Origin of the sequence: Psychrobacter sp. G (genome assembly GCF_000418305.1) — a bacterium.
In the GTDB taxonomy this organism is placed as follows: domain Bacteria; phylum Pseudomonadota; class Gammaproteobacteria; order Pseudomonadales; family Moraxellaceae; genus Psychrobacter; species Psychrobacter cryohalolentis.
In genome coordinates this window covers 2029200-2044918 of sequence record NC_021661.1, presented here as the reverse complement: position 1 = coordinate 2044918, position 15719 = coordinate 2029200, and the positions used below count along the sequence as shown (strand labels likewise).

General features: G+C 42.4%; 11 protein-coding genes. 2 read left to right on the top strand and 9 right to left on the bottom strand.

The window, feature by feature from the left end; all coding sequences use genetic code 11:
* Window positions 1-370: 370 nt before the first annotated feature.
* Together PSYCG_RS08400 and PSYCG_RS08395 are read right to left on the bottom strand one after the other, a co-directional pair.
* Window positions 371-1768 carry a peptidylprolyl isomerase gene (locus PSYCG_RS08400; protein ID WP_020443797.1) on the bottom strand — a complete coding sequence of 466 codons (1398 nt, stop codon included), beginning with the start codon at window positions 1766-1768 and terminating at the stop codon, window positions 371-373.
* Window positions 1769-1945: 177 nt separating this feature from the next.
* Complete coding sequence (locus PSYCG_RS08395) at window positions 1946-4936, bottom strand: LPS-assembly protein LptD (protein ID WP_020443795.1); 2991 nt, start codon at window positions 4934-4936, stop codon at window positions 1946-1948.
* A 326-nt stretch (window positions 4937-5262) separates the two neighbouring features.
* Between PSYCG_RS08395 and PSYCG_RS08390 the strand changes: the two genes are divergently transcribed.
* Both PSYCG_RS08390 and murU read left to right on the top strand, forming a co-directional pair.
* Entirely contained in the window at window positions 5263-6378 is a 1116-nt protein-coding gene (locus PSYCG_RS08390) for an aminoglycoside phosphotransferase family protein (protein WP_020443794.1), read from the top strand.
* Window positions 6379-6462: 84 nt separating this feature from the next.
* Window positions 6463-7191 carry an N-acetylmuramate alpha-1-phosphate uridylyltransferase MurU gene (gene murU / locus PSYCG_RS08385; protein WP_020443793.1) on the top strand — a complete coding sequence of 243 codons (729 nt, stop codon included), beginning with the start codon at window positions 6463-6465 and terminating at the stop codon, window positions 7189-7191.
* A gap of 117 nt (window positions 7192-7308) precedes the next feature.
* Here the strand turns inward: murU and PSYCG_RS13765 are convergent, their stop codons facing one another.
* From PSYCG_RS13765 to coq7, 7 genes are all read right to left on the bottom strand, one after another.
* Window positions 7309-7425: a hypothetical protein gene (locus PSYCG_RS13765; protein ID WP_020443792.1), complete on the bottom strand. Its 117-nt coding sequence runs from the start codon at window positions 7423-7425 to the stop codon at window positions 7309-7311.
* A 62-nt stretch (window positions 7426-7487) separates the two neighbouring features.
* Window positions 7488-8504, bottom strand: a complete 1017-nt coding sequence (gene cydB, locus PSYCG_RS08380) for a cytochrome d ubiquinol oxidase subunit II (RefSeq protein ID WP_020443791.1) — start codon at window positions 8502-8504, stop codon at window positions 7488-7490.
* Entirely contained in the window at window positions 8504-9997 is a 1494-nt protein-coding gene (locus tag PSYCG_RS08375) for a cytochrome ubiquinol oxidase subunit I (protein ID WP_020443790.1), read from the bottom strand. The genes cydB and PSYCG_RS08375 overlap by 1 nt, the downstream gene beginning before the upstream one ends.
* A 502-nt stretch (window positions 9998-10499) precedes the next feature.
* Window positions 10500-12203 (bottom strand): esterase/lipase family protein, encoded by a 1704-nt coding sequence (locus PSYCG_RS13120; protein ID WP_227500735.1) that lies wholly within the window; start codon window positions 12201-12203, stop codon window positions 10500-10502.
* A complete protein-coding gene (locus tag PSYCG_RS13595) occupies window positions 12154-13110 on the bottom strand; it encodes a hypothetical protein (RefSeq protein ID WP_041772278.1) in 957 nt (318 codons plus the stop codon). The genes PSYCG_RS13120 and PSYCG_RS13595 overlap by 50 nt, the downstream gene beginning before the upstream one ends.
* Before the next feature lie 394 nt (window positions 13111-13504).
* Window positions 13505-14656, bottom strand: a complete 1152-nt coding sequence (locus PSYCG_RS08360; RefSeq protein ID WP_020443788.1) for a tetratricopeptide repeat protein — start codon at window positions 14654-14656, stop codon at window positions 13505-13507.
* 244 nt (window positions 14657-14900) lie between these two features.
* The gene (gene coq7, locus PSYCG_RS08355; protein ID WP_227500774.1) at window positions 14901-15539 is read right to left on the bottom strand and encodes a 2-polyprenyl-3-methyl-6-methoxy-1,4-benzoquinone monooxygenase; all 639 of its coding nucleotides are present in this window, start codon (window positions 15537-15539) and stop codon (window positions 14901-14903) included.
* Window positions 15540-15719: the final 180 nt, after the last annotated feature.

Genomic DNA, 15719 nt, shown 5'->3' with positions numbered 1-15719 from the left:
CTTAGAATACATCCATCAACACAAGGATACGCAAGGATGTAGTGTTGAGACAGTATCAATAATAGGACAGGACAGCCCACTGTCTCATGGATTACTGTTTATGACTTAGGATGAGTCAACACGGAAGAGATAACAATAATAATATGAAAAACCATAGCCCCGAACCAATCGCCCTAGGTTCGGGGCTTTTCTTTGTGCTTAAGTTATTGATTTATATATTTTTACTCATTGTTTTTATGCTTGAGTATTTATGTATCTGCTATCGTTTTCAAGTAAATAACAAATCAAAAGGCATAAAAAAAGGATATACGCACTGGCATATATCCTTTTTTATAAAATACTTTGACTGGTTATTTAGTTCACTTGATCATTAACCAAGCACTTGGATATAAGCGCCAGCACGTAGCTCTTGTAGCCAGTCTTCTTTGGCTTGTGGTGCTAGGCGTTGATATAGAGCTTGACGTGCCATAGTACGACGATACTCATCGCTGACATCTTGTTGACGCTTACCTTCAACTTTGAGTATGTGCCAACCAAATTGCGTTTTAAACGGGGCAGAATAGTCACCGACAGCTGTGTTTTTCATCATTGCTTCAAACGGAGCAATCATTTGATCTTCACCAACCCAATCTAGATCGCCACCACGCCCTGCTGAACCAGGATCGTCTGAATACGTTGACGCTAGACTATCAAAAGCAGCACCATTACGTAGCTGACTATATAGGTCATTAATTTTTTGCTCAGCAAGAGCATCTGTTTGTAGCTCATCAACTTTAACCAAGATATGACGAGTGTTCCACTGAGGAACAAGCATGGTATCACTGGCTTTTTTATTGGCAAGCTTAATAATATCGATACCTTCAGGGGTGACTAAAGGCGCACTCACAGCGCCAACCTCAAGTTTGGTAATCTCGCTCGATAGCTCAGTTGGCAGGGCAGCGGCTTTATGAAAGCCCATATCACCACCTTGTAATGGGATAGGGTAGCTGCCTTGACTGGCTGCAATCGCTTCAGCGACATTGACATTTGGCACAAGAAGGCGTGTACGTAACTTTTGTGCCACTTTTAAGGCGTCATTACGCTGTGCTTCTGATAGGCGACTATAGTCATCCATATATGGAACACGGACATGGACTGTCTGATACTCACTTTGGTTCAAGCGTTTGGCTTCAGGTGATGCCAAAAATGCATCGATATCCTGCTCGCTAATACGCACACGATTGGTGATTTGACGCTGTTGTAAGGCTTGAATCGCGGCATCTTCAATCAACTGCGCGCGCAAAGTCGCGTAGCTGCCCGATTGCGCTGAGTCTAAACGCTGTTGTAAAGCGGCGATGCTATTTAAACCTTCTGCTTTTGCTATTTGTTCTAAGCGCTTATTGATAGACGCTTCATCGGGATTTAAACCAACACGTTTGATCAAGGACAGCTGTAGTTCGCGCAAAATAAGGGCGTTTAATACTTCTGACTGTAACTGTGCTGAATTGGCAATAGGTTCACCTGCAGCTTTTGCACGTGCCTGCGTCTGAGCAATGGCAGCAATGAGATCACTTTTTAAAATCGCATTTTCATTCACCAATGCAATGATGCCATCTGTACTATTGGCAGGCGTTAAACGAGCCACGTTGTTTTTTTGAGTTGTCGTCGCTTGCGCTTTTGCAGAGTTCACGGTTGCTGCTTGGGCACTAACGCTCATACCAAGAGCAGTCATTAACCCCATCGATAGGAATACTGCTTGGCTTGTCTGGCGTAAAGAAAAAAATCTCATGATGCTCCTCATCAATGTCATTGCATCGGATGGTAATCAGTTAAATCCACTCGCCACAATTTTAGCATCAAATAATGTTAATACTAAAGTAGTGGCTAGGGTTGTTTATAATAGAATGCAAACCAGTTTATACCATACATACTAGGCTATAAATTAGGCTTGTCTCTTATCATGTTATTAGTCTTTCCATGCATTTTGAACAGGTTCAAAACCTAATACTTTATCAGCAAGTAAGCGTGTCAAACGGCTACTACCACTGCCAAGACCACTTAATCTTACTTCTGCCATAATCGCTTGTGTGGGTTTTTCAGCAATATTCAAGTCATTATAGTAACGACGACCATAAACCGCAAAGCCAAAACAGCAATCTTCATAATCGATCCCAATCAATGAATCGAGCATTTGGTTGCGATTATAGTCGTATTGACCTTGAGCCAGTACACGCCAGTTATTATTGATTGGGAAAACTGCTGACGCTGTCAATGCAGACAGTGGTAACTGGTTGGTATTTTCATCACGTTGACGTTTGATAAAGCCTACATTAAATAAGCTTCTATCAGATGGCTGGTAACGTAACTCAGTAGTAATATAATTTAAATCGTAGCTATTGGTCAGCGCGCCACTCACATCGACCCAGACATTATTATAAGGCTGTGTGCTGGTATCCCAAACTAGCCCTGAAGAGGATGAGGTAAAGACAGGTTTTTTATTATCAAGCGTAACGCGTCCATCATCGAGATAAAATTGTTCACCAATGCTACCATCAAAACGTGTCACGCCCGTTGCATCGATGTAACGATAGTTAATACCTGGGGTAAAAGCATGTAAATCTTGTAAGCGATCATGCCCTAAAAACCAGCTGTCTGAGAATAACTGCTCATAGTTAATAGAGGCAATACGAGTATTAAAGTTTGGAATATCGTTTTGGTCTTTATAAGGCGAGTAAGTATATTTCAGGCGCGGGCTAAGTAAACGATAACCACCTAACGTGTCATCAAATGCGCCAAACGGTGAGCCGGCTTGATAAAAATGTAAACCTGCATCAATACTGGCTTGCGGGACAAACACTGACTGGCTGCCATCATTTTTATCCAGTGAATTGTCAACTAAGCTATCTTCATCATAAGTGGTAAACAGATGTTGTAAGCTTAGCTTTGGCTTGATATAACCCCATGAGTTCTCCATAGGATAAGATGCACTGAGTTTATTATAAAAACGTGTGCCACTTTTTTCATTCTCAGAACCATCATCGATAGATTTTTTAAAATAAGCGGAGTCACTGACGCCAGTGATATCAAAATGCTTTGCCCAAGGTAGACGGTAATCAAGTTTGAGCTGCGGTAGGCGCGAGTAAGGCTTGTCTTTATCTTGCAACATCTGCCCATTGTTATTCAACGCATCAAGTGTTTGGAAGGTTTCTACTTTTAGCTCGCCGTCGACATAGTCATTATAATAATTCAGTTGCGCTCGGCGCGGCAAGTTTAAGGTGTTATCTGATAAACCTAGCGTATCAAAATCATTAAGGTAGTCGGCATCAGATACGTAGCTGTATTTGGCCTCACCGCTTAGGCGTGGGATGCTGGTAGATGACCAATAATGATCATAGAACAAACTGCGGCGGTCTTCGCCATCGTATTCTTTATCATTAGGCAAGTACGAACCATTAAAGATACCCTCGCCATAATTTTCTGTTAAATAACGAAACTCTCCAGATAGCATAGGATTACGAGTGGTATAAATATGCGTGCTTAGCGTGGCATCATAGTTGGGAGCTAGGTTGAAATAATAAGGCACATCAATTTCAAGTCCGTTTTCGCTACTGATACTTGCATTAGGCAATAAGAAGCCACTACCGCGTCGACTGTCTATTGGAAAGTTAAAATAGGGCAGATAAAATACAGGCACATCAGCAATACGGAAGGTGGTATTGTAAGCTTCACCGCGTCCTGTCTCAGTGTCTAAATCTATGCTTTTGGCATCAAATTGCCACTTACGATTGGTCGGAGGGCAGGTGCTATACATGACCTCATCCAATTCATATTGGCTCTCATTCGGTCGGTTTAAGCGCTTGGCATAACCATGTGCTTGTAGCTCAACACTGGCAAAGGCAACATTTGTAGCAGTAGATTGCCCTGTTTCAGTATTATAATTCAAATTGTCAGCAACACCAATGAGACCACCTTGTGTTGCTTTATCAGTAAGGCTGGTTTTACCGTTTTGCTGAATGCGGTCTTGTGCCCCATTTACAGAGACATTGCCAGTAGCTTGGTCAGTAAACATCACTTTACCTTGCGCCGCTGCCACCCCGTTGCTTAAGTCCAATACGATTTTTTCAGCCTCAATATGCTGAGTCCCTTGGTCAATGATGACATTACCTGATAGTTCGGCATAATCGACATTATCATAGTAGCCATAATCTGACTCTGCAAATAGTGGCGCTTGATTATTGGGCAGACCATTTAAATTGGGTGCTGGTTGCCCACTACTGGCGCTTGCTTCATTAACAGCCCGTTGATAGTTAGGGTTTTTCTTAGGATAAACCCATTGTCCTTCACAGCGCGCCGCACTATCGACGGTATGTGGCAGCAAGCGCAGATTGCTACCTACGGTTGGGATATTAGTCGTTACAGGCGTCAAACTGTTTTGAATATTATTTTGTTCGTCGTTTACGCTAGTGCCTGTATTGTTTGATGTTGCAACATTCGTATCTGGCGTCAGCTCATAAAATTCTGCTAAACGTTTAAGGCTTTCTTGAATACTCTCATCATTGGTATCAATTCGACGATTACCAGCTTTTGCTGCGTTGCTTGTATTCACTGGGGCAACGCGGCTATCTTGACTCGTCTTGGTACGATCATTAATCTCAGTAATATTGCTGTTATTTACAGCCGCATCATTACCTAGAGTAGCATCACTACTCAAACTGGCTTTTTTATAGGCTGCAGATTGCTGACTGTCGCTTTGATAGCTGATGTCTTGATTGATTTCATTATTAAAACCAGCATCAGTTGCTACGTCATCGGCATACTGGTTTGAGCTATCAGTCACCAATGGCTCAGGCATCATCGAGTCAGTCTGATTGATAGCGGCACTAACGGTCAGGCTTGATAAGCCTAGCGCGCCAAATAAAATCAAACGGATGCTTTGGTAAAGCGGAGAATATAACAAGGGCACACCTATGATTTGTAGAGCCTATTGGATTGCAATATATCGTCTATCAAGTCTGTTTTAGACAGCTACAGCGCTTTATAAACGAATAATAAATAATATAATCTTAAAAGTTGGGACGTTTTACATATAATGACGACTAATCATAGTCAAAAAAAACCAAATCAGCTACACTATTTATCAAATTATCAAAGTTTATTAGATAGCCATGCTATTTTTAAGACAACAGCGACTGTGCAATAAGCGCTCACTATTTTAGCAAGTATTTGTCCTACTTATCACTCATTTAGTCATTTACGACTTATATTTAACCTGCGATGCTTTTTATGACCGATAAAACACTATTAAATCTTACGATACCTGCCATTAATACGCGCCAAGAGTCATTAGAGTGCTGGTTGCAGCAAGTGTTCGAGAATCAAACCTTTACTCTTGAAAGCTTGCCAGGTGATGCCAGTGCTCGCCGTTATCACCGTATTCAGCTAGTAACTATTGATACAGATGATACGACAAAAATAGCGCGTTATATTGTCATGGATTCGGCTGATGAGCAAGACGCGATGCAGCAGTTTATTAATGTGGCAAAGCTCATGTCGCAAGCCATCAATGTGCCGACGCTGATCGCGCAAGATGTGACAAAAGGCTTTTTGGTCTTGCAAGATTTTGGCGCGGTAGAGTTCGCTCATTTATTGGTTGGTGCTACGCCTGCGCAAGTAAATGACTACTATCAATCAGCGATGCAGACACTAGTTGCGTTGCAACAGATACCGGTAGAGACAGCAAAATCTCAGCATCAATTGCCTGATTATGATGCCGCAATGCTAACCCGTGAAATGGACTTATTTAGCGACTGGTTTATTCCACATATCGGCGTGACACTTGATACGTCATTATGGGAAAACCTAAAATCAGCCTTGATAGAAGAGATTCTATTACAACCGCAAGTCATCGTCCATCGTGATTATCATAGCCGCAATTTGATGCAGGATCAGGCGGATAACACGCGATTAGGGGTGATTGACTTTCAAGATGCCGTGATTGGTGCGCATAGCTATGACTTGGTATCATTGCTGCGTGATGCCTATGTCGAATGGTCGGAAGCGCAAGTAACGCAGTGGATTCATGATTTTTGGCAATTGCAAAAACGAGCAGGGCTATTAACAGCAGGCAGTGCTGAGCAACTTGAAAGTCAGGTCAATATCATGGGCGTACAGCGGCACCTAAAAGTGCTTGGTATTTTTATCCGGCTTTATGAGCGCGATGGTAAAAGTCGTTATTTAGCGGATATTCCTAAAGTCATGCGTGATTTTCTTTTTGAATTAGAATGGCTAAGTACCAAAGGCAGTGCGCGTCTGCAACCAGTCGTTTTGCCATTTAATCAATGGATAATGAATACAGTATTGCCTGCTTATCAAACCAAATTTGTGCAGCAATATATTTAACGCTCATATATTTAATGTCAATGTATTAAAAGCTAGTGATCATCAGTCGCCTCGTATAAATTTCGCCAAGAATAAGGATTATCTATGTCGGTAATAACGCAAGCCATGATTTTGGCAGCCGGTAAGGGTACGCGCCTGCGTCCATTAACTTTAGAGACACCAAAGCCGTTAGTGGAAGTAGGTGGGCAGTCACTTATTATTTGGCATATTAAAGCGCTACAAGCTGCTGGTATTACTGATATTACGATTAATGCCTCTTGGCTGGCTGATAAGTTGATGGACACGCTTGGCGATGGCACGCAGTTTGGTGTACAGTTGCATTGGTCACTTGAAGCTGACGCGCCATTAGAGACAGCAGGTGGTATTTTTAAAGCGTTACAAACTGGAAAGTTAAAAAATGAACCATTTATCTTAGTCAACTCTGACGTATGGACGACGTTTGATTTTAGTCAGTTGGTCACGTATGAGCTAAGCGCAGATCAGCGCGCCCATTTATTGTTGATTGATAATCCTGAGCATAATGAGGGTGGCGACTTTGCTATTAATAATGGTTTGGCAAGCGAGCAGGCCATTGGTGACGCCGATAAATATACTTTTGCTGGCATCAGTGTGGTGTCGCCACGATTGGTTGATGGCTTGGTATCAGGTCAATCTGCTGCCCTTGGACCCTTACTTAGACAAGCAATGATAAAATTCCAAGTAACGGCTGAGATCATGCCTGATAATTGGATAGATGTTGGTACGCCTGAGCGCCTAGAGCAGGTAAATACCTTTATAGAAAATAAAGGTGTAAGCGAACATTGCGGTGCTTAATTAAAAATGGATTACAGCCTTATTCAAAAAACATAGTAGTAATAGGCTATAAAAAACCGCAGTGCTAATTATTGATTAGCGCTGCGGTTTTTTATGAATAGCGAATGGGGTAAATGTTTATACGCCCATTGCCAATTTAATCAACTGGGCAATGGTAAAAATCGTCAGAAAACCTGCGATATATAAACCAATAAACCATGCCCACTGAGATTGTTTTTTACTAAGATTTTTCATGATATTCTCCTAAACAGTGTTCTCCTGAAAACTATAGGATATAGAATACTGCTCAATAGCTATTAATACATGTGCTTGTGATCCGTTTTACCTTTAAACGTATAGTAGGCAAACGCGGTATAGCTCAAAATAATGGGTAGCATAATGCCAGCACCAATAAGCATAAATGATAATGAAGTATCTGCTGCTGCTGCCTCATAAATGGTCATTTGATACGGCACGATGTAAGGGAAAATCGCAAAACAAACACCGATATAACCCATCAAAAATAGCACGACGGTCAATAAGAACGGACGATATTCACGCTCTGAGGTCAAGTCTTTACGCATAAAGAAAAATAACGCCAAGACGATAATCGGCATCGGTGCAAGGTACAATAACCCTGGGAAACTAAACCAACCTTCAAGCGCATCAATGTCTGAGAAATACATAAAGGCAGTCACGACAATCATTGCGACTACCAATGCTGATAGCATCCAACCAGAAACTTTACGCGCCCAAACTTGCAGCTTATGCTCAGTCTTAATAATCAACCACGTCGAGCCAAGCAGCGCGTAACCGATAATCAGAGCGATACCGCAGACCATAGAGAATGGCGTGAGCCAATCAAAAGGGCCGCCGGTATATAAACGATTACTTGCCTCTAATCCTTGTACCAACGCGCCAAGCATAATCCCTTGGAAGAAGGTAGCAACCACAGAGCCGATAAAGAAAAAAGTATCCCATACATAGCGATGTGAAGTTGCTTTAAAACGGAACTCAAATGCTACACCGCGCATAATCAAACCGAACAGCATAAAGGTCACCGGCAGGTAAAGCCCTGTCATAATAATGCCATAGGCGACTGGGAAGGCGGCAAATAAGCCACCACCGCCCAATACTAACCATGTCTCATTACCATCCCAAAAAGGGGCGATAGAGTTCATCATGCGGCTACGATTTTTGTCGGAACCCGCAAACGGGAATAAAATACCGCAGCCCAAATCAAATCCATCAAGTAACACATAAACGAAGACAGCTAAAGCAATTAAGCCGCCCCAGATGAGGGGTAAATCTAATACGTCACCAAAGTTAAACATTAGCGTAATCCTCCATCTTCGACGTCATCGGCAGGTTGATCCAAATCTTCTACTTTCTCACTGGCATTGCTATCGCCGCTTAACGTGCGACCTTGACCTTCAGTGATAGAGTGCTCATAGAAGTTATCATCAGCAGGGTCTTCATACGGCTGTGGACCCTTTGCAATCAAGCGTAAAATATAAAAGCTGCCTGCGCCAAATACGAAGACATATAGCACGATAAAGCCAATCAGCGTCGTTGCCACTTGTTGTGCCGCAACCGGAGACATGCTTTCTGCCGTTCGAATGACGCCGTAAACTGTCCACGGCTGACGTCCGGTTTCAGTGACGAACCACCCAGCAAGTAGGGCGATAAAACCCATCGGGGTCATCATCATCCATAAGCGGTGGAACCAGATACTGTCAGAATTAAACTGTTGTTTTTTGAAGTATTTATATAGACTAAATAGTCCCACCAATACCATGAGCATACCAATGGCAACCATAATACGGAAAGCCCAAAATACAATGGGAACGAATGGTCGATCTTCTGGTGCCCAGTTTTTAAGCCCCTTCACTTCTTTATCAAATGAGTGAGTTAAAATTAAACCGGACACATAAGGTATTTTAACTTCATAGTGATTCTTTTCTGCTTTTTGATCTGGAATGCCGAATAATACCAGCGGTGCACCGCGCTCATTTTCCCAAAGCCCTTCCATCGCTGCGACTTTGACAGGTTGATGCTCTAGTGTATTAAGCCCATGCATGTCGCCGATAAGTACTTGTGCTGGGGCAACAAAAATCGCCATCACCATCGCCATACCGAGCATGACACGACCGTGTTTGCGATGTTCAACATGTTTTTTGGATTGTAGATAATACGCACCGATACCGCCAATAACAAAAGCAGTCGTCAAGAAAGCCGCGGTCATCATATGCGCATAGCGATAAGGAAATGAGGGATTAAAAATGATTTCTAACCAATTGGTGGGATACAGTAGGCCATCCGCACCAACCATAAAGCCTTGTGGCGTCTGCATAAAGCTGTTGGCGGCCAAAATCCAGAAACCTGATATCAGCGTACCGATAGCGACAATTGCCGTTGAGGCAAGGTGCATACGTTTACTGACACGACCCCAGCCAAAGAGCATAATCCCTAAGAATGAGGCTTCTAAAAAAAAGGCGGTTAATACTTCATAAGCAAGCAAGGGGCCCAGCACGTTACCCGCTTTATCGGAAAACACTGCCCAGTTGGTGCCGAATTGATAGGACATTACCACGCCTGACACGACACCCATGCCGAATACCACGGCAAATATTTTTACCCAGTGTTTGTAGACTTCGGCATAGATAGGCTCACCAGTTTTTAACCAGCGAAACTCTAAAACGGTCAAGAAGCTGGCAAGTCCGATTGAAAAAGCTGGAAAAACAATGTGCCATGAAATAACAAATGCGAACTGGATACGCGCAAGCATCAGCGCATCAAGCTGGTCAATCATAAATGTAGCGAACATAAGCGGTTACCCTTATATTTTAGCTGAATAGCGCTTGCTTCCATGTTACGCTGAAATCATTGTTCGTAGCTGTCCGTCGATACGGATGTCAGTAGGATAATAAGTGTTACGAACAATAGTCAATGTAAACTGGCTATCGTTGTCATTTAGACAACACCTTATCTATGATAATTTAAGCACTACTATTTAGTTAAAGTAAATAATTTATGTCCTTATAAACTATAAGATATGTCTCTTATGGCATTATTAAAATATTTTCTATTTCAGCATTATGCGCCTGAGTTTGCTTACGCGCAAGTTGCTATCCAGCCATATCACGCACCTATTAGTCATAAATGATTAACAATGTAATATAGTGCTTTTCAAGCTATGGCTATTGTTTAAGTAAGGTTATCAATAGAAACAGAACAGTAATATAAAACAATACCTTTTAATAATATTTTTTTGCTATCTATTGTAAAAAATATACTGTGAAAGTAACCAACCTGTCATTTAATTTAAGCTATTGCTGTAATTGTTTATGCAATATACGTCGCAAGGTCAGAATGGTTTGTGGATTTTCTTGGATACTATGGCCGCCATTGATAACCGTCTCAGACGCTGCACCATCAAGATGCGCACTGGTATAGGGGACGATACCATCTGACAAACGCTCAGTTAATGCTTGACTAATTTCTTCATTGACGATAACAGCAGCGACCAGTGCTTCAGGTGGCAAGGTATCTGTCTTAGCAGTCGCATCTTTTGCAATCTCTCCATCAACTACGGCAGCTGAAACGTTTAAATTATCTGAGTTTTCTACATTGCTTGTACTACTAGTATCGACAGTCTCAATCACGCTATCGTCATCTTCTATGACTGCTTGCGACAAATCAAGTTTGACGCCTGCCGGCTGCATTGCTGCCAGACCTCTTGTGATATCAGAATCGTTATTGGCAATGATCGAATGATAAGTAATACGCTTATTGATGCTAATGTCTTTGGTTAATTGAATAAAGGAAGATTTGTCACTCAATTGACTGGCACCATTTTGCAGGTATAACGCCCCTAGAGGGTTATTCGCCAAGTCGCCTTTTATAGCAATGGTTGCCAAATTGTCCGTAACGGTTTTTACTAAGCCCACCGGCAGATAAATAATGCGGCGTAACGCACGGGTAAACCAGCGATCGGCATAGTCAGTACCTTGGAATGGTGAAGATAAAAAGACTGCCGTATCAACTTGCGGTAGCGCCTTTAATTCAAAACGGTTGCGTAGCTCTTTATTGGTAAGTGCTTGCTTGAGCATAGCGTCAACCTGACGCTGGCTGCTGTTGGCTAATAAACTGTTATCGTCTAATGCATCTAAATTATTCGCCAAATTATCATCAGATAACATCATGCGAGCAATGATGCCGCCCATGCTATGGCTAATAATGACGCTGTTCTTACTGGCAAGATTTTCCCCTGCAGGGTCTGTTTGCTGATAAGTGGCAGTGATTAATTTTTGGATTTGATAGCGATTTTCTAAAATAGGCAGATTGGTTGGATAGAAAATCTGCCATACCTGATAGTTATTACGTAATTTATCATCATTAAAAATATCGTTGGTCAAATTGACCCACGTTGCCGGACTTGATGCCAGACCATGCAGCATGATAATCACGCGTTTATTAGGGTCATAGGGCTCAAGCATAAAAAGTTTGGGTAAACTGGCTTCTTTTTGACGGGTAATAAGGTTTAGATAGCCGACACCATCGAGCTGATTTTCTGCTAACCAGAGTCCATAACCGGCAGAGAAGTTGGCGGCCAGTGGATAGTCATCGCCTAAGATAGAGGCGCTCTCGCTGCGGTAAGGGTTATATAAATGGATGTCTAGCTGCTCGCTACTTAGGGTGTCGAGTACGCTAGTGCCCGTAGGTTTAATCAGTCCTGTCATCAATAGATGCCCAGTAGGATAAATGCGTGAGCTAGCATCTTCTTCTTGAGCAATTTTTGCGGCGTTGCTTGCGCTATTGTTGCCAAGTCTGCTATTAGCAGCTTCTTGACCTATTTGACCTGAGAGCGAAGAGAGTAATAATTGACGAATAGTGGTGGTATAGCGATCGTCCAATGACGCTACCAAACTGATACCTAAACCCGGTCGCTTGCTAATAGAGTTTAGCCCCGACAAGCGCAGCTCATAAGTAGACACTAAGTCTGCTAGCGCAGTAATTTTTCTCATTGGCATTTTTAAGATAGTTGTTTTCATTTGGCAAATAGACGTTTAAATGATAGTTGTCTACTTGCACCTTCATTACTTTGACTTGATCGGACGACTGTCCTTTGACGGGTGAACTATTGGCAATGGCTGCACTGACGGCAATTTCACTACTATCACGCCTGCTGGTATTAGCGGTCGTGGCAAGATGCTCTACTTTTACATTGCGCATCAATTGGTTCATGTCGCCTGTTGATTGATAAAGCTGAGTAATAACATCATTGCTCGCGGCATTATAGATATCTTGAGTTTGGATATCGATATCGCTTGGGATACGATTTTTTGCCCGTCCGCCACTTACTTTTTCATCGGCTCCTTCAAAATCATGCTCTAGACTGTCATAGAATAAGTAGGTATAGCTGGATTTGATGGCATCAAAGAGACGCTCTTGATAGTCAATTAAACATATCTCGGTTTTGCTCTGCTGCGCTTTAGCTTCAGCATCATCCAAAGGTGCATTGGCATAATAGGGATCAAGTGGCGGACGGGCAAGCGCATTGCTACAGCTTTTTGAGGTAGCGAGTTGGCGCGCTTTTGCATAGTGTAATTCTGAAAAGGCGGCCAGTGCTGGGCGATAGTGCCTATTAAGCATGCTATCAGCAAGCTGCGTTAAGCAAAGCTCAAACTGCTGCATACAGGCTTGCTCATTGAGCCCTGCTGATAATAATAATGATGCGGTATCACTACTGAGCTTGTTATCAGTGACAATATTACCTCGCTGCGCTGAAATCGTCTTGGCAGAGGCCTGTCTATTGACAGAGACAGTGCTACAGGCAGGTAATATTGCCATAGCTGATAGCAGTGCCAATACAGCTAAAGGCATCTTATTTTTATGAATAGCTGTCGGCGCATTATTGACAGGGTCAGCGAAAATCATAGGTAATTCCAGTGAATAATGGACAGGCATGTATTATCAAATAGCAATTATATTAGGATGAGTGTAGCGGAAGTTTGGTGCTTCTACTATCGTATTTATCGTCTTATATTCAAATTTTGCTAAATTTACTGGCTACGATGCTGGAGAAAACAGCACTACTGAAAAGATAGAATAACAAAGAAGGATAGCGCTTCAAATAAAAGTGAATGTAAGAGCGTGATGACACTTTATTTGACGTTCATAATACGCGTTTATATTGGGTACAAAAAAGCGCCTTAGTTTTATATCGTTAATTTCTCAATATAAAAAAAGGCGCTAGATTTTTAATTTTTAACTATTTTTATCTAATATTGATGACGTATTTGTCATACATCATCTTTATAAGGTTTTGATTTTACATATTTGGTTTTATATTTGATGCTGGTATATCCCAAATATAAAACTTACCGTCTTCGATCAGCTTGATTTGCTGACGGATAACCGTATTGTCTGGGACTTTCTGCTCTAAACGACGCAAACGCTCTAGCGCTTTTTCACGGCGATCACTCAAGACATCTGATTGTGCCAAGCTTTGCTCTGCTTCGGTATAACCTAAGCTAACCGCTTGATCAAGATACTTTTGACCTTCTTTGAAACCACCGCCTTCTGAGAGCATCATGCCATATATAAAGTTGGCTTCGCCGCTATCCGGTTTGATTTTGATGGCACGGTCAATATATTGCCCACCACGTACCGTATATTCTGACCCTAAGTCTAAGTTACGTCCCATACCATTTAGCTTAGCAGCACGCAGTAACACATCGTAAGAAGCCTTAGGCGATTTGGCATAAGGTTCAATCCAGTCAGTTAGTACTTTGATTTTTTCACGAGCGTAATGACGCTGGGTGCGGTTAGGGAAGTTTGGTGGATAATGGCGTGCATATGGTGATGTGTCTTTAATAAAATCATCGAGTAGACTGACATCCAATTTGTCTGTACCAAGACCGGTTTGCTGCGCTATCAAGATGGTAGGTACAAAGCTGATGTCTGAAAGTTGCACTTGTGGCGTTGGAATGTTTGACAGCTGACCACCACGTAAATCGATACCCGTTGCAACCATTGGTCCACGCTCATAAACCCGTGTCGTCCCTGTAAGCTCAGTATTCTGATTGGTTTGGATGGCTTGATTTTGGATAGTACTTTGAGGCGCACGAGTGGGAGTGGGCTGTGTATTGTTTATTTGAGTATTAGTAACTTGGGCACTGCTTTGTTGATTCGTATTGATATTTGCTTGAGCACTCACTTGTGCTGCGGTACTTGTTGCCACTTCTGGTTGAACAGTGATTGCTGCCTGAGCACTGACAGCTGCATTAGGTCTAGCAAGACGAATCACTCGTTTGCTTGAGTCAATCGCGCTCGGTACAGAAGTAGTTGCAGTCGCTGAAGCATCAACTTCGGCAGCATTCACAGGCGCAGATAGCATCATGGCACAAGCGGCGGCCAATGCGGTTAAAGTCGCAAACTTAGTCGATTTTTGAGAGTGGGTCGGTTGACTGATGGCGTTCATAAAGATAGTTACCTTATTTAATCGTTGTTTTGTCTATTTGGTCGTTGTTTTGTCTATTTGGTCGTTATTGATAAATCCATTGCTTAATAGCTGCTAGACATTGACGTCGTACTCATATAGTTACGGCAAAATCGTACAATTTTTTATACCCTAGCAAATTAATCTCAATACGAACAGTAGTAGGAGTGTTAAAAGTCATTACTGAGGCATTTTTTGCTGCCCTGTGTTTGTCAAAGTAAATCAATTAAAAGTGATAAGCCGTGGCTTTCATGCGGTTTGCCATCCAGCGCATGGTATGACGCATGAGTGGCGACAATGCAGCGCCACCATTGGCAAGTGCCAACTCACGATGATGTAATTCCTCGCTATCCATCTGTGCCAATATCTCTTTTGAGCGCTGATCTTGCGGTGGTAATTGTCCAATATGATCTTGCAGATGTTCGCTAACTTGTGCTTCTGTTTCAGCGACAAACCCCAAACTAAACTCGTTAGAGATGGCGCCTGCTACTGCGCCGAGACCAAAAGACATGCCATACCATAAAGGTGTAAACACACTTGGATGACTACCAAGCTCGTTTAGACGCGTCTCACACCAGACCAGATGGTCGACTTCTTCTTCGGCAGATTGCTGCATGGCTTGTTTGACACTATTATCTTTTGCCGTAAATGCTTGCCCATGATACAGCCCTTGCGCGCATACTTCTCCGGTATGATTGATACGCATCAGCCCTGCAACGTGCCGCGATTCTGTAATACTCAGCTCAGGAATCTCATCACTACTCACAGGCAGAGGGCGAGTACTCGGATTGGAATGCGGTACGACCGCTCGCAATGCCTTGTCTACCCCAAGCAGTAATTGATCGATTTTAGATAAGGAACGCAAAGCCATGATTCACTCCTGATGGCATTATTTATTATGAATAACGTGTTGCTATGGAATTTTTAAAGCGTTGCAGCGACTACTACTCAATCTTAGAGCTTACTATAGCAAACAACATCAATGGTCGGCATCATAATAATGAGGCGTTCAGCAATCGATTTATAATGACAGTTGTCAATAATG

What these genes read in the sequence shown, in the direction of transcription:
- PSYCG_RS08400 (WP_020443797.1), bottom strand. Translation starts at nt 1,768, where the DNA reads ATGAGATTTTTTTCTTTACGCCAGACAAGCCAAGCAGTATTCCTATCG.
- PSYCG_RS08390 (WP_020443794.1), top strand. Translation starts at nt 5,263, where the DNA reads ATGACCGATAAAACACTATTAAATCTTACGATACCTGCCATTAATACG.
- murU (WP_020443793.1), top strand. Translation starts at nt 6,463, where the DNA reads ATGTCGGTAATAACGCAAGCCATGATTTTGGCAGCCGGTAAGGGTACG.
- PSYCG_RS13765 (WP_020443792.1), bottom strand. Translation starts at nt 7,425, where the DNA reads ATGAAAAATCTTAGTAAAAAACAATCTCAGTGGGCATGGTTTATTGGT.
- cydB (WP_020443791.1), bottom strand. Translation starts at nt 8,504, where the DNA reads ATGTTTAACTTTGGTGACGTATTAGATTTACCCCTCATCTGGGGCGGC.
- PSYCG_RS08375 (WP_020443790.1), bottom strand. Translation starts at nt 9,997, where the DNA reads ATGTTCGCTACATTTATGATTGACCAGCTTGATGCGCTGATGCTTGCG.
- PSYCG_RS13120 (WP_227500735.1), bottom strand. Translation starts at nt 12,203, where the DNA reads ATGCCAATGAGAAAAATTACTGCGCTAGCAGACTTAGTGTCTACTTAT.
- PSYCG_RS13595 (WP_041772278.1), bottom strand. Translation starts at nt 13,110, where the DNA reads ATGATTTTCGCTGACCCTGTCAATAATGCGCCGACAGCTATTCATAAA.
- PSYCG_RS08360 (WP_020443788.1), bottom strand. Translation starts at nt 14,656, where the DNA reads ATGAACGCCATCAGTCAACCGACCCACTCTCAAAAATCGACTAAGTTT.